General features: G+C 64.6%; 19 protein-coding genes. 18 read left to right on the top strand and 1 reads right to left on the bottom strand.

Annotation, left to right across the window (positions count from 1 at the left end):
- Window positions 1-39 precede the first annotated feature (39 nt).
- From BC102111_RS08400 to BC102111_RS17740, 13 genes are all read left to right on the top strand, one after another.
- A complete protein-coding gene (locus BC102111_RS08400) occupies window positions 40-1,047 on the top strand; it encodes a phage minor head protein (protein ID WP_180960598.1) in 1,008 nt (335 codons plus the stop codon).
- Entirely contained in the window at window positions 1,044-2,237 is a 1,194-nt protein-coding gene (locus BC102111_RS08395) for an FtsB/FtsL family cell division protein (RefSeq protein WP_101624047.1), read from the top strand. Before BC102111_RS08400 ends, BC102111_RS08395 begins: the two co-directional genes overlap by 4 nt.
- Before the next feature lies 1 nt (window position 2,238).
- On the top strand, window positions 2,239-2,583 hold the full coding sequence (locus BC102111_RS08390; protein WP_101624046.1) for a DUF2190 family protein: 345 nt from the start codon (window positions 2,239-2,241) through the stop codon (window positions 2,581-2,583).
- A gap of 34 nt (window positions 2,584-2,617) precedes the next feature.
- Window positions 2,618-3,709: a phage major capsid protein gene (locus BC102111_RS08385; RefSeq protein ID WP_101624045.1), complete on the top strand. Its 1,092-nt coding sequence runs from the start codon at window positions 2,618-2,620 to the stop codon at window positions 3,707-3,709.
- 78 nt (window positions 3,710-3,787) lie between these two features.
- Complete coding sequence (locus BC102111_RS08380; RefSeq protein ID WP_063250120.1) at window positions 3,788-4,153, top strand: hypothetical protein; 366 nt, start codon at window positions 3,788-3,790, stop codon at window positions 4,151-4,153.
- The gene (locus BC102111_RS08375) at window positions 4,150-4,596 is read left to right on the top strand and encodes a DUF6093 family protein (RefSeq protein ID WP_101624044.1); all 447 of its coding nucleotides are present in this window, start codon (window positions 4,150-4,152) and stop codon (window positions 4,594-4,596) included. The genes BC102111_RS08380 and BC102111_RS08375 overlap by 4 nt, the downstream gene beginning before the upstream one ends.
- The gene (locus BC102111_RS08370) at window positions 4,593-4,952 is read left to right on the top strand and encodes an HK97-gp10 family putative phage morphogenesis protein (RefSeq protein WP_101624043.1); all 360 of its coding nucleotides are present in this window, start codon (window positions 4,593-4,595) and stop codon (window positions 4,950-4,952) included. Before BC102111_RS08375 ends, BC102111_RS08370 begins: the two co-directional genes overlap by 4 nt.
- Before the next feature lie 60 nt (window positions 4,953-5,012).
- Window positions 5,013-5,360 (top strand): hypothetical protein, encoded by a 348-nt coding sequence (locus BC102111_RS08365; RefSeq protein WP_063250122.1) that lies wholly within the window; start codon window positions 5,013-5,015, stop codon window positions 5,358-5,360.
- Between the two features lie 121 nt (window positions 5,361-5,481).
- Complete coding sequence (locus BC102111_RS08360) at window positions 5,482-6,045, top strand: HNH endonuclease signature motif containing protein (RefSeq protein ID WP_101624042.1); 564 nt, start codon at window positions 5,482-5,484, stop codon at window positions 6,043-6,045.
- 68 nt (window positions 6,046-6,113) lie between these two features.
- Entirely contained in the window at window positions 6,114-6,317 is a 204-nt protein-coding gene (locus BC102111_RS08355) for a hypothetical protein (RefSeq protein WP_101624041.1), read from the top strand.
- A gap of 2 nt (window positions 6,318-6,319) precedes the next feature.
- Window positions 6,320-6,841, top strand: coding sequence for a phage tail tube protein (locus BC102111_RS08350; protein ID WP_101624040.1), 522 nt, complete (start codon window positions 6,320-6,322; stop codon window positions 6,839-6,841).
- A gap of 156 nt (window positions 6,842-6,997) precedes the next feature.
- Window positions 6,998-7,594 carry a hypothetical protein gene (locus tag BC102111_RS08345; protein ID WP_146001409.1) on the top strand — a complete coding sequence of 199 codons (597 nt, stop codon included), beginning with the start codon at window positions 6,998-7,000 and terminating at the stop codon, window positions 7,592-7,594.
- Window positions 7,595-7,755: 161 nt separating this feature from the next.
- A complete protein-coding gene (locus tag BC102111_RS17740; protein ID WP_156491161.1) occupies window positions 7,756-7,899 on the top strand; it encodes a hypothetical protein in 144 nt (47 codons plus the stop codon).
- Here the strand turns inward: BC102111_RS17740 and BC102111_RS08335 are convergent, their stop codons facing one another.
- Window positions 7,900-8,223, bottom strand: a complete 324-nt coding sequence (locus BC102111_RS08335) for a hypothetical protein (protein ID WP_101624038.1) — start codon at window positions 8,221-8,223, stop codon at window positions 7,900-7,902.
- Window positions 8,224-8,269: 46 nt separating this feature from the next.
- Here BC102111_RS08335 and BC102111_RS08330 point away from each other — a divergent pair, with 46 nt between their 5' ends.
- From BC102111_RS08330 to BC102111_RS08310, 5 genes are read left to right on the top strand one after another with little or no spacing between them, the layout of a single operon-like run.
- A complete protein-coding gene (locus tag BC102111_RS08330) occupies window positions 8,270-14,710 on the top strand; it encodes a phage tail tape measure protein (RefSeq protein ID WP_101624037.1) in 6,441 nt (2,146 codons plus the stop codon).
- Window positions 14,710-15,591: a hypothetical protein gene (locus BC102111_RS08325; RefSeq protein ID WP_101624036.1), complete on the top strand. Its 882-nt coding sequence runs from the start codon at window positions 14,710-14,712 to the stop codon at window positions 15,589-15,591. Before BC102111_RS08330 ends, BC102111_RS08325 begins: the two co-directional genes overlap by 1 nt.
- 1 nt (window position 15,592) lies before the next feature.
- Window positions 15,593-16,618, top strand: a complete 1,026-nt coding sequence (locus BC102111_RS08320; RefSeq protein WP_101624035.1) for a hypothetical protein — start codon at window positions 15,593-15,595, stop codon at window positions 16,616-16,618.
- Between the two features lie 33 nt (window positions 16,619-16,651).
- A complete protein-coding gene (locus BC102111_RS08315; protein ID WP_180960597.1) occupies window positions 16,652-17,713 on the top strand; it encodes a hypothetical protein in 1,062 nt (353 codons plus the stop codon).
- Window positions 17,710-21,177, top strand: coding sequence for an ATP synthase subunit B family protein (locus BC102111_RS08310; RefSeq protein WP_146001408.1), 3,468 nt, complete (start codon window positions 17,710-17,712; stop codon window positions 21,175-21,177). Before BC102111_RS08315 ends, BC102111_RS08310 begins: the two co-directional genes overlap by 4 nt.
- Window positions 21,178-21,196: the final 19 nt, after the last annotated feature.

Raw genomic sequence — 21,196 nt, 5'->3', positions numbered from 1 at the left:
ACTGAGTTGACGTTGCGTCGGGCCGCTGAGCTGCGGGACATGGTCGACGACTATGTGGACGCCTCCACGAGGGCACTCACCGCACGGTGGGCGCAAGCCTGGCAGGAGATCGCCGCGGAATGGCAGGACACGATCACGGTGATCCTCGCCCGCAAAGCCGCCGGCGACCAACTCACCCCGGCCCAGATCACCCAACTGGCGCGCACCCAGCGTGCCCTGGCGATGACCTCGGCGCGACTGCGGGAACTCGCGGCGGAGATCGGGCCGTTGCTGGAACCGGCGGTGCGGGAGGTTGTGGAACGAACCGCGGACCTCACCACTGGTGTCGCCATGTCGCAGATGCCGCCCGTAGACCAGCGTCTGCTGCCCAGCTTCACGCGTGTGGATCAGTCGGCGCTTGAGCAGATCATCGAACGGTCGTTGGGCCAGATCCACGCCTCGTCCTTGCCGCTTTCGGATGAGGCTGTGGATGCGATGACGTCGGCGCTCATCCGTGCCGTACCCAGTGGTTGGCATCCGGACCGGGCGGCGAGGGAGATGCTGCGCCGCACCCGCGGCGGGTTCAACGGTGGTCTCACCCGGGCGATGAGAATCGCCAGGACTGAGACCCTCGACGCGCACCGGGCCGCGAACCGGGCACAGAACAACGCGAACCCGACCGTCACGGCCGTCGTGTGGACGGCTCAACTGTCATCCCGCACCTGCCCGTCCTGCCTCGCCAAGCACGGCACCGAATACCCGCCAGACACCCCCGGCCCCTGGGACCACCAGAACGGGCGGTGCACGTTCATCCCCAAGACCAAGACCTGGGCGGAACTGGGCTTCCCCGGCATCGAGGAACCCCCGGACGTTCTGCCCTCCGCTGAGGACTGGATCGAGACCAACCCACACGACGCCCTCGCCGCACTCGGCCCCGACCGGTATCGGATGCTCACCAACGGCGACATCACCCTCGCCGACATGGCCCAGCGCGTCGACAACCCCGACTGGCGACCCTCCTACCAGGCAACAAGCCTCACAGACCTCCGAAAGGTGGCGAAGCAATGACTCTCCTCAGCGAGGCGGGAACACTCACCCCGCAGTCCGGTGGCCGGTTCAAGATCGGCGTCATCACCCCCGGCACCGGATCCTCCGGCACCTACCCGCGCGAGACCATCGAAGCCGCCGGCCGCGACAAGGTATTCCCCGCAGGCACCCACATGTACCTCGACCACGCCACCGAAGCCCAGGATTGGGAACGCCCCGAAGGGTCCATCCGGGATCTCGTCGGCGTACTCACCGAGGACGCCCACTGGGACGACGAATCGGGTGGACTCGTCGCCGAGGCGCGCATCTACACCCACTGGAAACCGATCCTCGCCGAAATGGCCGACGACATCGGCGTGAGCATCCGCGCCTCCGGAGAAGTCAAGGAGGCGGACGGGGAACGCATCGTGACCCGCCTCGTCGAGGCACGCAGCGTCGACTTCGTCACCAAGGCCGGTCGGGGAGGACGGGTGCTCGAGGTGCTCGAGTCCGCGCGCATGCGTGAAGCCACCACGCAGGAAACCCGCGAACTCCTGCAGTCCGCTCTCCGCTCTTCCCACGGCATCGACCGCGGCTACATCTGGGTCCGCGACTTCGACGCCGACCGTCACGTTGTGTGGTTCGACCTCGAATCCGAAGACAAGCAGGCCACCTACGAGCAGGCGTACTCGATCGACGGCGTGAACGTCACCCTCGACGGCGACCCCACTGAGGTGGTCGCCACAACCCAGTACGTCCCCAAGACCACCCCGGCCCCGGCTGGGACTGGAAACCAGGAATCCAACCCCAAGGAGGCAGCCGCTATGGCTGACAACCAGAACACCGGCCGGGTCGAAGAAGCCGACTCGGAACTCGAGAAGCTCCGCAAGGAGAACGCCGCACTCAAGGCCGAGATCGCCGAACTCAAGAAGGCCAAGGCCAAGGAGGCCCGCCGCACGGAGGTCGCGGGCATCGTCGAGGAAGCGTTCGAGCACATCAACGCCCCCGGCATGAAGACGCGTCTCATCGACCAGCTCACCGAATCCGACAAGGACAAGGACACCATCGCCACCGAGGCGAAGGAAGCCGCCGACGAACTGCGCACCCTCGGTGGCGGTGACGGGCAGGTCCACGGCCTCGGCGAATCCCGACCGGCCGACACCACCCAGACGAACGTCACCGAATCCGAACTGCCGTCGTGGGAAGAGCTCGCGACCATGAAGGGAGCCTGACATGGCGAAGAACCAGAAGTACCTCGAGAACAAGCACATCGCACTCACCGCCGACAAGGACTACACGTCCGGGCAGCCCGTCGCGATCGGCGCCTACCGTGGCGTCGCCCTCGTCGACGCGAAGAAGGACGAACGCCTCACCGTGTGGCTCGACGGTTCCTGGACCATTGACGTCGCCGGAGCCCTCACCGAAGGGCAGGTCGTCTACCTCAACGGCAACGGCGCACTCACCGCGACCGCCGGCACCACCGCATGGGGTGTGTCCAACCAGGCCAAGGCCGCCGGCACCGGCCCCGCCGAGGTCGCCCCGTTCGGCATGATCCCGCCCGCCCCCACCGCAGGCTGACAGCCCCGCGCATCCCCACTCCAAGGAGAGAACAATGGAACTTGACCTGCTGGCTGAGGCGGAATTCCGCACAGCCCCCAACCTCAAGTCGAAGGTGCTCGGCGCAGCCAAGCTCTTCAACGAAGCCCAGAAGGGCGGGCACATCGCCCTCGCCCAGTTCCGTGAGGCCATGTCGACCTCCGACTTCCCGCTGCTCCTGTCCAAGGGGTTCGAGGTCGAAGCGATCCAGGCCCAGAAGGACGCCGTCAAGGAGTACGAGGCGTTCGCACTCGAACGCAAGGTGCCGGACTTCCGGCCCAAGAAGCTGCGTGACCTGTTCGGTTCCACCGAGTTCGAAGAGGTCGCTGAGGGCGAAGAGTACAAGGCCGACACCCTCGACGAACTCGAGATCGAATACCAGGTGAAGAAGTTCGGACGCCGGTTCGGGTACACCTGGGAGCTCAACATCTCCGGTGACTTCACCGACATGGCGGCCTTCCCGAAGCGCCTCGGCAACGGTGCGGTCGAAACCTCGAACCGCAACGTCTTCTCCCAGTTCGTCTCCGAAACCGGTCCCCGTACCGACTTCTTCGCGAGCGTCGACAACAAGCCGCTGTCCCCGGAGAACCTGCAGGCCGCGGTCGAGTCGTTCGCGCTCAAGGAGGACTGGCGTGGCGACCTCGTCGACACCACGGGGCTCGTGCTCCTGGTGCCGCCGTCCCTGCAGATCGAGGCGAACCGGATCATCAACGCCGAGGAACTCGACCTCAAGGTCACCGAGGGCAACAAGGAGACCAAGACCCGCATCCAGAACCCCTTCCGGGGTCTCGTGACCGTGCAGGTCGCGAAGTGGCTGGTCAAGATCGACAAGTCCGCGAACCGGGCGAAGACCTGGTACCTGCTGGCGAACAAGGGCAGCGACCACCCGGCGGTCATCCACGCCCTGCTCCTCGGTCACGAGAACGTGGACATTCGCACGAAGCGCGACCAGGGCAACCGGGTCGGCGGCGGTGAGATCCCGTTCGAGGAAGGCTCCTACCTGGACGACACGATCGACTTCCGTGGCCGGTCGGTCGACGGTGCCGCGAAGGGCTTCCGTGACGGTGACGGCAAGGCTCTCGTCGCCTACGCCTCCACCGGAGCCTGACCAGCACCCAGTGCACGGTCCCCGTCCCGCACTGACGACCCTCGTGTGGGGCGGGGAACGGCATGACAGGAGGTTCGCATGGTCGACTACACGGTCCCTGAGAATCAGGTTCGGCTCATCATCGGTGACACTAACGCCGCTGACCCGGACTTCGATGACGACCAGATTCGCGGCTTCCTCACCATCGCTCGCGGATCCGTTCTGCGGGCTGCCGCCGATGCCTTGGACGCGATCGCCACAGACGAGGCGTTGCTGTCCAAGAAGATCCAGACTCAAGATCGAGCATCGGATGGGCCAGCAGTCGCGGACGCTCTGCGCAAGCACGCCACAGCACTGCGCAAGCGAGCCGACGAGGAGGAGGCCGCGGAGGACGATGATCCGTTCTTCACGGCGTTCGCGATCGGTGGCGAGGGCCGTGCTGAGGGTGAGGAGCACCGGCTATGACAAGGGCACCGAGGGGCCGCCTCAAGGTGGTCCCCGATGACTGGTCCGAGCATCACCAGCCGGCCGCGTACGGGTTCCTCACAGGGGACTGTGCGGCGTTCCGTGCTGGCACACCCGGCGACTGGACTCCCGGCGGAACCACGGACACGCCTGGGGTCGAGTGGCGGTGGCGGCACATGCCGTGCTCGGCACAGTTCCTCACCCAATCCAACCGCCCCATCACTGTCGCGGACGGTGTGGAAGTGCTCGCCACACACCGAGTCAGCGTGCCCATGGCGTCGACGTTCCTCCACTACGGGGACACGATCACGATCCTCGACAACCCGGACGACCCGGCGTTGAACGGCCGTGACCTGCAGGTGCTCGTCGCTGAGACCGGCACCACGAACTGGACCAGGGACTACCTGTGCCAGGACGTCAACAACCGAGCGGAGGCAGCGTGAACGCGAACTCCAACGAACTCCGCCGCCTCGGCGAAGACCTCACCGCCATGGGTGCTCAAGCCCAGGCAGGGGCACGCGACGTGGTCGCCAAGACCGCCGCCGACATCACCGCTGACGCGAAAGTGTTCGCCCCGGTTGATACTGGCAACCTCCGCAACTCCATCGGCTACGACCTGTCCAACCAGGGCGGCGAATCGTCGGCGGAGATCGGTCCCACAGCCAACTACGGGCTGTTCGTCGAAACCGGGACGAGCCGCATGGCCCCGCAGCCGTTCCTTGGTCCCGCATTCGACCGGCGCGCCGCAGGGTTCGAGGAAGCCATGGGGCGGCTCATCGACGGCACATGGAGGGGGTGACCTGTCACGGACACCATCACCCTCACCACGTGGACGCTGGCACGGTTGAGAACGATCGGCGTGGACGTCTACGACGGTGCCGTCCCCGGGTCAGCGCCCACCACGACGGGCGGGTGGATCAAGCCCTACCTGGCCGTGTGGACGGGACCACTGCGCGAACACCCCGAGCAACCCCTCGACTACTCGGCGCAGGAGACCGCCGGCACGCTCCACGTCACCACTGCCGGGGCGACTGCGGGCACCGTGCGCAACCTCTCCCAAGAGGTCATCCGGAAACTCAACCGCACACCCACGCCGGGTGGCGGGGAGTACCGGCACACGGAACCTCACGTGCCCGTCCGGTTCGACGACCAAGTAGCACCCGCCCGGTTCTACCAGCCGCTCGCATTCGACTACCAGCAACCCTGAATCAGCGCGCCGGATCGGTGCTTCCTGGACGGGCACGAGCAAGCTACGAGCGACCTAACTGAAAGGCTCCCGCGCTGCGTCAACAGCCGGGAGCACGGAAACCACTCGAGGAAGTGATTCCATGACCAAGCGTACATGTACCGGTGAGGGATGCGATCGCTCAGCAATCATGCGGGGAATGTGTGACATGCATTACCGGCGAGCCAAGAAGGCTGGCTCGCTACCGCCCCGCAAGACGACTGCTGATCGCTTCTGGGAGAAGGTCGAGAAGACTGGCTCATGCTGGAACTGGACCGGAGCCAAGCGTGCCGGATATGGGAAGTTCAGTCCATCTGCGGGCAAACAAGTGACCGCGCACCGTTACGCGCTCAAGCTCCACGGCAGTCCCGCACCGGAGGGCATGGACGTGGATCATATATGCGGGAACCGAGCGTGCGTTAACCCCGACCATCTTCGCATCACCACTCGGAAGCAGAACCTCGAGCACGTGAACCGACTCCGCAAGGACAACACGAGCGGATATATCGGCGTCACGCGCAAGCGGAACAAGTGGCACGCGCGGGTCGTGCACAACGGAACGGTCTACCTCCTGGGCAGCCACCCAACACCCGAGGTCGCAGGTGAAGTGGCCCGGTTGAAACGTCTTGAACTCTTCACCCACAACGACCGCGATCGCGTCGCATAACCGAATAGCCCCTACCAATCAAGGCCCGGATGACCTCCGGGCCTTTCTCATGCCCGAAAGGTGCCGACATGGCCGACAACTCCGGCAACTTCAAGCACGCCTACGACAAGCGCACCGGGGAAAAGCTCCCGTACAAGGTGCCCGAATCCCACTTCGATCTCTTCCCCGACACCCTCTCACGCACCCCGCAGCAGGAACGCAGGGATCGCAACACCACCACCCCACAGGTCGCCTCTGTCGTTGAGGCGGTCGCTAAGCAGGAAGGCAAGTAACCATGCGTTCACTCGCAGACGGCAAGACCAAAGTCACCATCCTCCCCAAGGCTCCGGCCGATCCGAAGGCGATCACCATGGCCGAGCTCACCGCTGGCATCGAAGCCTCGTGCGCGATCCTCGCCAGCGACTACAACGTCGGTGCCGCGACCTCCGAGTCCGTCGATGAGAAGGCGCTCTGCCAGCCCGGAAACGCGGCCACCTGGGGCGCAGAGAACGGCACCATCGAGTTCACCCTGTTCCTCGAGTTCGGGGACGACAAGCACCTCGACCTCACCTCCGATGCCGGCAAGGCGTTCGAGGCCGTGAAGCACAAGGGCACGCAGGTGTACATCGTGCAGCGCGACAACGACAAGCTCTCCACGGACCCGTGGGCGGCCGGCGATGAGTACGAGTACTTCCACGGCATCGCCGACCACCCGCAGCACGTCGACCGGACGGGATACACGAAGCGGAAGATCACTGCGGCGTTCCAGTCGATGGAACTCCACGGCATCGTCGCCGAAGCACCGGTCGGCGGCTGACCGCACCCTAAGACCCCCGTGGGCAGGTTCCTCCATGGCCTGCCCACGGGCACACCCCTACATGGAGATCCCACACGCTTTCACATGGAGGAATGAGACATGACTGATTTCAACCCGGACGAGTTCATTGCCGGCATCCGCACCGCGCAGACGAAGGTGACGATCTTCCAGCGCGCTGACCTGGCGGGTGAACTCATCGCTGTCGAGGAGGATCTCGCGGCGTTCGGTGAGGACGAGAACGGCGGCGAGCAGGATCTCACTGCTGGTGCCGAGAAGGCTGAACTCCTCGAGAAGCAGGAGCGCCTACTCGCCGAACTCGAGGACTCTGCTGTGGTGTTCACGGTGCAGGCGCTCGACTCGGATGCCATTGACGCGATCGCTAAGGAAGCACGGAAGGAGTGCCGCGAGAGGGCTGACCAGGCCGCGAAGGATGCGGCCGCATACGCCCGTGAGGAGTGCCGCCGAGCAGAGGTGACTGACGGAAAGGAAGTCAAGGAGGCTGTCCGCCGCGCGGCATCGCAGGCCTCTAACTCGATCATCCAATTCGAGGCCGGACTTCACACGATGGTCCACGCAATCGTGACAGACACAGGTCAGCCCGTGTTCACCATTGACCAGATGCGCCAGGTGGTCGACAAGATCGGGGCACCGCAGGTGGATAAGCTGCAGGCCGCGTTCTACGACCTGACGTCCACGGATCCGGGGTCGTTCATCCCAAAATCGTCGAAGCCTGGCAAAACGGACGGGGACTGAGTTCCCTCACTGAGACACGCACGGCACGGGCATGGGGGTCACCCGTGTCCGTGCTGCGTGGGGAACGGAAGCCGGGGAAGAAGTGGACCGCGCGCGATCGCGCGTTCGCTCTGGCGCTCACCCTGTATGAGGCGGACCTGTGCCAGGGATGCGGCCAACCCATGTCCATGTCGTCGGGGGAGCACCCGCACGATTACGACATTCGCACCACACGGTGCATGGGGTGCTCGGAGATCGAGGAGCACCGGGACAACTCGAAGAAACCCCTGCCCGGTGAGAAGACCTACGTCGTCCGCGACGAGTGATCACAGCTTGAGGGCCGCAACAAGTCTGACAATCGGTGCGGCAACGAGACTAACTACCCCCGCGAACAAGCAAATCGCGGTCAGGGCAGTTGCGATCCAGTAGACGACTGGCGAAGCCGTTTGCGGGAGGAGCAGGTTGGACGCCAAGGCAATGACGGCATACGCGACAATCCCGCAGATACCGATGAGCAACAGAAGTATCGAAGCCTTCTTGAGCCTCGCATAGCTGCGTTCTCGCGCCTCAGGCGAAATGCCTTTCGGGCGCACCCCCGAGTAATCCGTCACCGGCTTGTATTGGTCGCCATGCCTACTCGTTCTGGCCATTCGTCACCCCTTCAGTAGTACCCGAATCATATAGGAGGTCACCGACATGGCCGTATCCCGCAGCGTCAGCGTCGTCCTCTCGGCGAAGGTCAACCAGTTCAAGGCCGACATGGCCGCTGCGGGAAAGTCCGCCGTTGATGCCGCCCGGGAGACCGAGACCGCGTGGGACAAGTCTGCGACAGGTGCGGGCAAGGCGATGGCTTCAATCGGGCGGTACGAGCAGGAGATGACCACCGCGGGCACCGCCACGGCAACGTTCGGCGGTGTTGTCGTCGGGTCGTTGGGGCTCGCAACGAGGGCCACTATGTCGTGGGAGTCCGCCTGGACTGGTGTGCTCAAGACCGTCGACGGAACACCCCGCCAGTTGGCGGCCGTGGAGAAGGGACTCCGCGGCCTTGCGAAGACCCTCCCCGCCTCCCATGAGGAGATCGCCGCAGTCGCGGAAGCGGCCGGCCAGCTCGGCATTAAGACCAGCAATGTCGTCGCGTTCACGAAGACCATGATCGACATGGGAGAGTCGACAAACCTCTCCGCCGAAGAAGCCGCCACCTCCCTGGCGCGCCTGGCGAACATCATGGGCACCTCGCAGAAGAAGTTCGGCAACATGGGCGCCGCGATCGTCGGCCTCGGCAACAACTTCGCGACCACAGAGCGCGAGATCGTCGACATGTCGATGCGCGTCGCCGCGGTCGGCAAGCAGTCGGGCCTCACCGAGGGCCAGGTGTTCGGTCTCGCGACCGCCCTATCCTCGGTGGGTATCGAAGCAGAGGCCGGCGGCACCGCGATCTCCATGGTGATGAAGAAGATCACCAACGAAGTCGGAACCGGTGGGGACAAGCTCGACGAGTTCGCCCGCATCGCCGGCATGTCCTCGGAGCAATTCGCCACTGCCTGGCAGAACGACGCAGCGGGCGCACTGAATGCGTTCATCGCCGGTCTCGGTCGTGCTGACGCTTCGGGCGAGAACGTCAACCAGACCCTGAGCGCCCTGGGTATCACGGGCATCCGCGAATCCGACTCCCTGCTGCGTCTCGCTGGGGCATCTGACGTGCTGAGCAACGCGCTCAAGCAGGGAAACGTCGAGTTCGACAAGGGCACCGCCCTCGCCGAGGAAGCTGCGAAACGGTATGAGACCGCTGAGTCTCGGATGCGCATGTCGGCCAACACCATCAAGGACACTGCGATCACTATCGGCGGGACGTTCGCACCCGTCGTAGCCGGGGCCATGGAGACGCTCGGCGGTTTCGTGGATCTCGTTGGGTCCATCCCTGAGCCTGTGCTCAAGATGGGCGCTGCAGTTGCTGGCATCGCGGGAGCTGCTGCACTCGGTGTCGGCGGGATCATGCTCATCATCCCGAAGCTCGCTGAGACTGTGACTGCTTTCGGGACGCTCAAGACGGCCGCTAAGTCCTCCGATGGGGCCCTGAGTGGCGTCGCCGCCGTGGCGGGCAAGACGTCTGGCGCGATCCGCGGTCTCGTGCAGGCCGCAGGCACGGCGATGGCTGTCGTCGCGGTATTCACGGCAATCGACGCCGCCGCGAACAAGATGACGTCCAAGACCATGCCAGGACTCGCTCAGATCAACTCCGATCTCATCGCCCTTGCCCAGAACGGCGAAACCCTCAACGGGGCGTTCGGAGGTGGCAATGCGTTCACCGACTGGCTCGGAGGCTCGCAGGCCGTGAACAACATGGCCGACGCTCTCGAGGTTGTTGGCCGTCACGCCGACGACGGGACGGCCGGGATTGCGCGATTCCGCGAGGCAATCAAACCCGGCCGCCAGGAACTCGAGAAGGCAAGCGAGGGAATCACCGCATACGACGAGGGTCTTGCCTCGCTCGCGACCGGCGGGAATGCGGAAATGGCTCAGGCCGCATTCGCGAAGATCGCTGCCGATGCCGAAGCTCAGGGGCGCAGTGTCACCTTCGCCGCCGAGCAGTTCCCCGCCTACAAAGCGGCCTTGCAGGAGACGGCCAATCAGCTCGGAGTCACTGGCCTCAAGGACGAAGAGTACGCGAACTGGATGCGAGGCGAACTCCCTGCGGCGGTTGCCACTGCCGTGGCCGCAAACGAGGAGAACGCTGCAGGCCTCGTCGGGGTTGGTGACGCCGCTCAGGACGCGTCAGGCGGCTTGAAGTCGATGCTTGACAGTCTCCTGGCCCTCGGAATCATCCAGCAGTCCGAGATGGAGGCCATGGCCTCTTATGAGGCGGCTATCGACGAGGTCAGTAAGGCGGTTTCAGAGAACGGCCGCACTCTCGACATCACCACCGAAGCGGGTCGGGCGAATCAGGATGTTCTCTTCGGTATCGCTGATGCTGGTCGTGACGCGGCGAACTCCATGGCCGAGAACGGCGCGTCACAGGAGCAGGTGCAGGGCCAACTGCAACGCACCTACGACGACCTGGTGAGCACAGCGGGGAAGTTCGGGCTCAACGCCAAGGAAGCCGAGAACATGGCACGCAAGGTGCTCGGCATCCCGGACAACGTGACTGTCGAGACCTGGATGTCCGATGCCGCGGAAGAGAAGGCCAAGGACACTAAGGTCGCGGCCGACGACATCCCTAAGAACGTCAAGGTCAATGTCGACGCAGACACGAAGGATGCGGACGACGATCTGGCGGCCGTGAAGGAGAAGGTCGAGAAGCTTCCGAATAAGACAATCTGGGTCACCATCAAGGAAGCCTGGGAGAGCATCTGGAAACCGCCGAAGGACGAGAAGGTTCGGAAGACCGGCGGCGGCCGCAAGGGCGTGGAAGATCGCGCGAGGATGCTCAAGGATCCTTTCGCGCAGCACGACGGCAACATCCTCACCCCCATGGCCGCCGGCGGGTTCACGGGTGCCGAGATGGTGCCCCCGAATACGTGGAGGGTCGTCGGCGACCGCATGGACGTCGACGAAGCGTATGTGCCCCTCGACGGGTCACGTCGGTCATGGGAGATCCTCCTCGAGGCTCTCAATCGGATGCCCGGGGCGATCCCCATGGCGAAGGGCGGTATTGCGTCCGCTCAGAAGCAGGTGGACTCCGCGAACGATCGGCTGCGTGACGCGCGCCGGATGAAGTCTGATGCGAAGTCGGCGCGGGCGAAGGCCATTGCGGAGCGTCGAGTGCGTTCCGCGGAGGACGAGCTCGCGACTGCGAAACGGTCGCTCAAGTCGGCGAAGGATCGGGAGAAGTCTGAGGAGAAGGCCGCGAAACTCGCGGCGGATCGGGCGAAGGAGGAGCAGGCGCGCCGCGAACGCGTGTCTGGTCTCCAATCCGATCTCCGCACGGATCTCCGCCGTGGCAGTATCCGCGATCAGGTCACGGGTGGTCTCAGTGGCGGTTACTCCGCCGTGGATCGTCTCTACGGCCTGGGTGGCAACCAGGATCTCTCCCGCGGTTCCCGGTCGCGCGCGAACTCGTCGGCCCGGAAGTTCGAGGCGAACCTCCGCAACCTGTACTCGCAGGCGGAGCGGATCGACGCGAAACTCAAGGCCGCACAGGACAAGGCACAGGAACTCAAGGGGATCAAGTCCTCCGTCGTCAACTCCCTGCTCAACGGTCGGGATCTCGACGTGGGAACGTTCTCCACGAACGTGGGCGGCAAATGGGTGACCGGGTCCAACCTGGGCCAGGCAGCCAAGTCGTTGCGCGTCGACGTCGGTGCGATGAAGGCGTTCGCGGGCAAGCTCAAGAAGCTCGTCCAGTTGGGTGTCCCGGGTGCGATCGTCCAGGAAATCGCTCAGGCCGGTGTCGTCGAGGGCTCCAACATGGCGGACTCGTTCATCGACGCCACCGCGGCGGACCGGAAGTCGTATCTGGGGGCGTGGGCGGAGTACGAGCAGTACGCCAACCAGGCCGGTCAGTATGTCACGGAAGGCTTCTACAAGGGAGGCTCCGCCGCCGCTGACGGTGTGGTCCGGGGGCTCGAAGGCAAGAAGAAGAACGTCGAAACCGCGATCGCGAACCTCGCGAAAGTCATGGAGTCGACGTTCAAGTCCGTTCTCGGCATCCGGTCGCCTTCGACGGTCATGGCCGAACTCGGCGGGTTCACCGCGGAGGGTCTCGTGCAGGGCATGCTCGGCGGAGTCTCGGATGTGCAGTCAGCGGCCGCGATGCTCGGCGCCGCGGCAGTGCCCGCGATGGGTCCGGTATCGATGGATGTGGGCGTGTCCCCAGTCGTCGCTGACGATGAGGGGCTGGCCGGTCTGGCGATGCAGGACATGTCCGCCACCACTCTCGATGCGATGTCGACCATGCAGTCGGCAGTCGCCGAGGGGTGGGCGGGAATGCTCTCGCAGACCCAGGCCGCGCAGGCCGGGATGCTCACGGACACCCAGGCGAAACAGACCGGGATGCTGTCCGCGACCCAGTCCAGTCAGCAGTCGATGCTCGCACAGACTCAGGCTCAGCAGTCGGGGATGCTCGCGACGACTCAGCAGAGCCAACTGGGGATGCTGACGAACGTGCAGGCCCAGCAGGAGCAGATGCGGGCAACGATCGCCGCGAAGCAGCTGGGGTCTCGCACTGCTCTGACCTCGGAGCAGGAAGCGATGCGCGCGGTCATGGCCGACAAGCAGGGCCAGATGCGGGCGCAGAACCTCACCGATTTCGAGTCGATGCGCCTGACCACGAGCCAGAAACTGCGCGATATGCGCACGAACGCTGATGGCACAATGATCGGCTTCCGAGCCGATTACGGTGCACACCTGGGGAGCATGAAAGCTTCCAACAGGGAAGCTTTCGGCGCGATGTCGTCTGCGTCGAATGCGGCGTTTGATGCGATCCGGGCTGGGATGAACGCGGAGATGCGCGGGGCACGCCCCGAACTCGGCACCAATCTCAACCGGCTGATCGCCGTCTTCGCCTCCTTCACCGCCGAGGTGAACAAAGCGTTCGGTGACGTGGGCGTGAAGCTCAAAGCACCGAACGCGCTCAAGTTCGAGTCCGGTGGTGTCATGCCCGGGTACACGCCCGGTCGTGACGTGCACGAGTTCTACTCACCGACCGCAGGGAACCTCTACCTCTCCGGGGGTGAGGCGATCATGCGGCCCGAGTGGACGCGCGCCATGGGCGGCGAAGCCGGAGTGAAGGCTCAGAACGACGCGGCCAGGCAGGGTCGTCTCGACGATCTCCTGCACATGCAGACCGGTGGTGGCGCGTTCGTCTCAGGCGGTGTCTACGGACCCGTCCCGGGTGTGAACGCATTCGCCGACTCGGGTGTGTGGCGTGGCCTGTACGGGATCGTGAAGAAACAGTTCCCGTCCGCTCGGCTGAACTCGGGGTATCGGGGTGGGTCGACCACGGTGTCAGGGAACCGATCCTTGCACTCTGGTGGCTACGCCGTTGACCTCGGTGGACCGTTGCAGCAGATCTTCGACTTCCTGTACAACAACTACAGGAACAGTTCGGAGATCATCTACTCCCCGGCCAACGGCAGGCAGATCAAGAACGGCCGACCGTACACCTACTCGGGTGCTGTCCGTGCCATCCACTGGAATCACGTGCACTGGGCAAACCGCTCGGTGCCGGCCGGTGGTGCTGCGGACATGACGCCGGGTGCGTTCGGTGACGAGTTCATGCCCATGTCGCATCCCTTCCTCGACAGGGCAGGGGTCTCGGCGGGGTCGGATCTGTCGGCATCGTACGGGCTGGCGGCACAGAAGCTGACGCAACAGATCTACGCCAAGCACGCCAAGTTGCTCCCGTCGGGGGTGGCTGGGCAGCTCGGCAAGGGCATCATGTCCCAGGTTTCCGAGGGACTCGTGGGCAAGGCTAAGGAGTTCGGGAAGACCGCAGGTGCCAGTGGCGCTGACTTCTCGAACGTTGCCAACGGTCCAGTGAAGCAGATGGCGAAGCAGATGCTCGAGGCCATGGGCTGGGGCGACCAGTGGGGTGACCTCAACTGGCTTGTCAACAAGGAATCCTCCTGGAATCCCAACGCCCAGAACCCAACGAGCACGGCTTACGGGCTGTTCCAGTTCCTCAACGGTACCTGGGGCACGGTCGGGGGTCAGAAGACCTCGGATCCGCGTAAGCAGATCGAGTACGGGCTGAAGTACATCAAGCAGCGGTACGGCGATGTGCGGGGTGCCCGCCGATTCTGGGAGCGCAACAACTGGTACGAGGGTGGCACGCGTGCAGCCAGGCGCGGTCTTGCTGTCGTCGGAGAGAACGGGCCAGAACTCGTGAACTTCGCCGGTGGCGAGCAGGTCATGTCGAACCCGGACTCCATGAGGTTCATGGCCGAGAACCGCATGTACGTCCCCACCCAAAGGGGAATGCAGTTCGACCAGGCCGCATTCACCCGGGCCGTCGCGGACGCTGTCACCGCCAACGGTGTCTCCCCGGAGTCGATCGCCGCGGCAATGAACGGCGTGCGGTTCACCCTCAAGGCCGGACAGCACGAGTTCGATGCCGCCGTCGTCACTGCTGTGGGCACTGGTTACGACCAGTCGGTGTCCCGCAGGTCGAAATCCTCCCAGAAGATCGGAGCCATCTGATGCAGCTTGCGAATGGTGAGTTCGCGATCAACGGGTACCGGTTCGGCTGCGGGCACCCAGTGTCCGTGTCCTCAGTGCAGGCGACGAACATCAAATGGCGAGTCCAGGACCAGCCCAACCCGGTCGGGAACACCATCCTCCTCGGGCGTGACTTCAAAGACCCCCAGCCGATCAAGCTGGGGATCTTCACGAAGAGCTCCACGCCCGAGGAGGAGTTCCGGGCGCTCGCGGAGTTCGCAGAAGCCTGGTCGTCGGCGGCGAACCGTGCACCCGGTGAGGAGTCGGTGCTCGAGATCGGTGCCCACGGGCGCACGTTCCGCACCTACGGGAGACCCCGCGACCTTGATGTGGAGGACACTGAGCTGTTCGCCCGCACCCACGCGGAGGGGACAGCGATCTTCGACCGCTCAGATGCACTGTTCTACGGCGACCCCGACCACGGCGGGGGAGGGCAAGTCACTTTGTCCATCACCCCGCCGCAGGCCGCAGGGCTGGTGTTCCCGATCGTGTTCCCCTGGGCCACCCTCACCGGCGGGCAACGTCAGGGCATCGTCACGAACACCGGGACCAGACCGACTGGGGACGTGACGATCACGATCACCGGCCCCATCGACCACCCCATCGTCACAGGCAAGGGCTGGACCCTCGACCTGGACGCGACCCTGCTCTACGACCAGACGGTCACGATCAACGCCCGCGCCAGGACCGTGCGCCGCAACGACGGCACCTCCCTGGCAGGGAAACTCTCCCGGAACTCCCGACTCGACCGGGTCGTCGTCCCACCCGGGTCGTCCGAGTTCACCTTCCGCGGCACCGACCAAACCGGATCAGCCACGGCCACCATCCGTTGGGGTTCAGCCCACACAACACTAGGAGCCTGATATGCCTCTACGTCCTGTCCCATGGGCCACCTCAGGTGGTGTCGACGGTAAGGGTGGTGCGGATAACTCCGTCGAACTCGCCCGCGTCGGCCTGTACGTCTCCACCAAGGGCGGTACAGGGATCATCGAAGCCAACGACTTCCGGGTCACCCAGCTCCCCGTGCCCGGTGCGGCCGTCCGAATCCTCAAAGGATCCGGGGCAATCAAATCCACGTACCCGGGTGTGTTCGGCCAGTCCTATGGGGTGCAGGAGCAGTCGTTCACTGACGCGCCAGTGGCCGCAACCGGATCGGCGGGGGCGGCGGTGAAGTACGTGTACGTGCTCATCCAGGACTCCCAGTATGCCGGCCAGCAGCCCGCGAACATCAAGACGGGACCGTACAACTCCTATCAGGTGTCAACGTCGCTCCCAGCGAACGCGCCGTACATGTTGCTGGCGCGCATCGACCAACCGGCGAACACGGCGACGATCACGAACCAGATGATCACGGACCTGCGTCAGATCGCGGACCCGAAGCAGTGGACGGTGGACCGGTCCCGTGCCTCGGTGGCTTCCGATCAGGGCATGGCGCTGAACTCGAAGACCGCGGCCGGTGAATGGTTCCCCGGCGACGGCACACCCACCGGCGCCAGGCAGCGCATCGACGTCCCCGACTGGGCGACCCGAATGATCATCAAGCCCTCCTGGTACAAGGTGCGGTACGAACGCAACGCCAACGTGTGGGGACGGTACTGGATCAACTACGGCCCCTCCTCAGCTGAGGGCAACTACAACGGGCAACCGTTCCCGTACAACACGCAGGAGTTCGCGTTCGATGCCTCCGAGGGGCCAGTGTCACGCGACGACTGGTTGAGTTCCGATGACCGGTACATTCCAGCAGCCATGCGGGGGAAAGAGGCAACGTTCGCGTTCAGGGCACGTCGGCACGATTCATCCACGATCGCCGGCGCGGTGAGGATGGACGGGGTTTCCGGTCTGGATCTGACAGTGCAGTTCCTGCAGGTGCCCGACATGTCCACGGAGTGACCCATGTCTGAGTGGCGGTACATTGCTACCCGCATGAACGGTGACGGAACCGAGACGGTGCTCGACTGGGACGTTCCTCTCGACGACGTGTCAGTGCAGGAGGCGCTCTCGGGTCATGGGGGTGTGGATGGGAAGATCTCTCCCGAGGTCGCGCGCCTCAAAGACCCCCAGGGGAAGCCGATTTTCAAGCCCTGGTCCACGGCGATCTACGCCGAAGCGTCCGGGCAGATTCGGGGCGGGGGAATCCTCACCGACCTGCCCATGGATGGGCCGACCCTGTCGATCGACACGATTGGGCACACCGGGTATTGGGCGAAGCAGCCGTGGATCTGGGAGCACAAGTTCGACACCGCGGACCCCCTCGAGGTGGACCGGCTCATCATCACGGAGTTCCAGAAACAGCGCGGCTTCAACCTGGGTCTGACACCGACCGGGGACAAGAAATCCCGGATGGTGCGCATGTCCGAGTCCGTGTCGGGGTCGAAGGAGCTGTACTACCTGGGATGGTGGCAGACCCTCGACCTTGATCGGGAGCGTCAGCAGCTCGCGGAGTTCGGCGGGTACGAGTGGACCGTCGGACACCGGTGGTCGGGGGAGCGGATCGTTCACGAGATCGAGTACGGGTACCCGAGGATTGGGGCCAGACGCTCGGACCTGCGATTCGTGGTCGGGGAGAACGTTCCCGACAACATCGGCGCCACGGACGACGGTGACGAGTACGCCTCGCATGTCCTCGTCCTCGGGGCCGGGCAGGGCCGGAAAATGGTCCGCGCCCAAGACTCACAGACCACTGATCGATTGGGGCGGTGGGCTGTGGTGTCGGATAAGTCGATCGGAAAAGACCAGATCGCCCAAACCCGAGCCACGTCCACGTTGAAAGCCCTGTCGGGGGAACTCGACATCACAGAAATCGAGGTACTCGACCACCCGAACGCCCCCGTGGGGTCGTACCGGGCGGGTGACGAAATCCTCATCCAATCCGGGCCCGGGTGGGCTGACTTCGGTGACCTGTGGGTGCGGGTCATGGGGGTGATCCACCACCCGGAGAAGAACACGAGCAGCCTGCAGATTCGGCGGGGGGAGAAGATCACATGAGCCTGTATCAGCGTCTTGACGGTATCGCGAAGCGCATGGACGAACTCGAGACTCAGGTGCGTGCCGTGGGCAATCAGCCGCAGGCACAGCGCACTTCCGTTGAGGGCGGGTCGATTGATTTCAACGACGCTGACGGGAACCTCCGTGCGATTGTGGGGGAGCAGTTCGATGGTGGGACGACGATCAACGTTGTCGCCGGTCCGACTCCTCCCACCCCAACAGCCCCGGTCGCCGAGGTCACTTACGGCGGCATCAAAGTCCGCTGGGATGGGATGTTTGAGGACGACGCTATTGCTCCCACGGATTTCTCTCGCGTGCAGGTGTACGCGAAGGCGGGCGGATTCGTCACGCCGACCCCGGAGAACGCGAAGGGCTCGATTGTGTCCGCCGCTGGGGATGAGGTGTCCCTCGGCGTCGAGAAGGGCACGCACACAGTGTGTCTAGCCGCATGGTCGCAGGCCGGGAAGCCGTCTGCCATGTCTGCCCCGGTCACGGTCGAGGTTCCCGGGTATGGGGATCTCGTGCAGGCCGCGATCGATGAGGCGCAGAGACTCATCGACCAGGCGAAGCAGGCGTTGGAGACGGCGCAGCAGGAACTTGATGGGAAGCTCACCGCCGTTGCGGGTGAACTCGAGTCCGTGCCCGCTGACATTGCGAAGGCCCGGCAGGAGGCGATCGACGCCGCCCTGGCCGAGATCGACGCCGTGGAGGGCAACCTCACCACGGCGTTGGGGTTGAAGAACAAGACCACCTGGTCCACCAGTAATCCGCCCACCACGTATGCGGGTGTCGTGGAGGACACGTGGATCAAGCTCACCTCGCTGGGTTCGGGTGGTCGGGAGATCGGTCGGTGGCGGTGGAACGGCAACGTGTGGGTCACGCATGTCATCGACGGTGCGGTCCTGTCGAACATCGAGGCGTCGACGATCACGACCGGGTTCCTCGACGTCGTCAACCGCATCCGGGCCTATGCGATCGCGGCAGACAAGATCCTCGTCGGTGCCGGCGGGAACCTGATCCCGTGGGACCAGGTGAAGGCCGGCGAGACCACTGCCCCGCACGCTCCATATGGGTCGGGTGCTGCAATTTCGCTCGAACCCGCCAATGCATCTCTCAGCCTCGGCCCACATATGCGCCTCAAAGCCGCGGGGACAAGTGGGGTGAATATCTCCGCGAGCTTCCGCCCCTCAACTCAGCTCAATCACAAGATCGCTCGCGGTGACAAGCTCGTCCTGAGGTTCCGCGTGTATCCCATCTCGACTACACCCGTGCAGGTGCAACCGCGCATCTACTGGTACAACCAGCCGTCGGCGATCCTCGGATATGTCTCGTCGGGTGGCGGAAACACCGTGACCCTGCCGCCAGGCGTGGTCACAGAGGTATCGGTTGCGATGACCGCGCCGGTAACGGCCCCCTACGCGATGCCATTCATCAGCGTGACTGCAGGTGCGGAGGTCGGCATTGTAGATGCGGACTTCCGGTCCCAGGTGGGTGGCACCCTCATCGAACCGGGTGGCATCCAGACCCCGCACCTCGCCGCCGACGTCCTCGAGGTCGGCAACCTCAAAGCCGGGTCGGCTGCGCTCGCTGAGGCGGTCATCCAGAAACTGTGGGCCGAGGTCGTCGTCGCGAGAATGGTCACCGCGCAGGAGTTCATTGGTGAGAACGCGATCCTCACCGGCGCGATCACCGCCCCGAAGATCACCGCGAGCGAGGAGCTCACGGCGAAGATCGCGGAGTTCCTGCGGGTCCGGGCGGAGATGATCGAGGCCGACGCGATCAACGGCATGTTCATCCGGGGCGCGACGTTCGAAACCCTGGACGGGCGCGGCCGCTGGGCCGATGACGGCCTGACCATGTTCGATGAGAACCAGGACTGGCGAGTCAGACTCACCCCCTACGGGTCCACGTTCAAGGGAGACCTTGAAGCGGAATCGTTGGTGGCGACTGGTCCGGCGGAGTTCCGGCACACGGAGAACCGGCTCGGGCAGGGCGCGAAGCTCGTCCTCGACGCTGGTGTCGCGGACCCAACGGCACCCCCTGTGGTGCAACCGTATTGGGCGTCGAGGTCGTTCACTCCTCCTGAGGGTGGTGTCCTCTACGGTCTGGCCTGGGCGGACGGGAAGTACTGGACGTTCGTCGACGCCCCCAACGCCTCCGAGGGTGACCGCCTCATCTCGATCGACCCGGCGTCCGGAGCCATCGGCGACAACATTCCGATGACGGACCAATTCTGGGCTGCCGGGGGTGTCACCGCGATCGGCTCCGAACTGTTCCTCCTGGGCCAGAAGTCCGGCACCCCGTACAAGTACTTCGTGCGCGTGTACTCCACCGCCGGCGCGTTCCTCCGCGAGTGGGAGTACACCGATGTCGGCTGGTCGAAGACGAACCCTCTGACCTACAAGCCGGGCATCGGCACGGACGGCACGAACGTCGTCATCGCCCAGTGCGCTGACGGGGGCAACCTCCTATGGCGCACCTACAACACGACGACCGGTGCGACGATTGCGACCGTCGACTGCAAGGACGGCACGAAGTCCGACATTGGTGGCATCTACATCGGCCCCGGCGACTGGGGTGGCGGCACGTTCGTCACCGTCCGCAAGACCTCCGGCAACGTCGGGGACGCGATCGTGACGTTCTCCACCTCCGGGGTGTGGGACCCGGCGAAGTCGTGGAAGACAGCGGAGAACGGCCGCGACACGGGCCTGGCCTTCGCTGATGGGAAGTTCCGCACGCTCAACGGCGGCGGTGGCCGCATCAACGAGTACGCGCCGCCGACGACAGGAGATGACTCCCCGGACTGGTGGGTGGCGTACCGGTGGGAGACCGATTTCAACAGCGACAACGCCCTCGACTACACGTCGCGGATCAGTCCCCCGACACGGTTCACGTGGCCTCGTCGTGCCCGCTTGAAAGCGTTGGGTTCTCCGCTGCCGGTCGGAGTTGAAACGATCGGTGGTTTCACCGCGAAGAAGGCCACGACACCCGAGCGTACTGACTTCCGGCGTTCGTTCACGAACACCCAGCAGGGCAAATCGGTGGCGCTGTGGTACTACCTCGACAGTGAGACCACAGTCCCTGCCGAAGTGAACACGTACCCGACCGCAACCCCGTCATCGATCGTCTCGGCGTCGAACACCTACGAGGTCAAAGGCGACGGCACCGGCAGGTGGGGGCCGTTGACGTTCAACCCGAACGGCACCGTCACGGGTGTCCCGAAGGTCGCCTCCGGGGTGGTGCAGCTCAACGTGCCCTCGAACAATGGTCGCGTCTCAGCGACAGTCACCCTCCCGGCGGGACGGTTCACCACGAAACCCGCTATTCAGGTCACCGCCCGCACCGCATGGCCTGTGGTGCACGCGGCGACTTTCATTGACGAGACGACCACGAGCTTCGTCGTCTGGGCGCGCAGGGACACTGCCGGCCCGCTCGACGTGGCATGGACTGCGATAGGGGAATGAGATGTCAGACCTGTGGGCA

Origin of the sequence: Brevibacterium casei CIP 102111 (assembly GCF_900169275.1) — a bacterium.
GTDB classification, from domain to species: domain Bacteria; phylum Actinomycetota; class Actinomycetes; order Actinomycetales; family Brevibacteriaceae; genus Brevibacterium; species Brevibacterium casei.
Note: the sequence above shows the minus strand (reverse complement) of the source record. Positions and strands in the feature narration are given on the sequence as shown.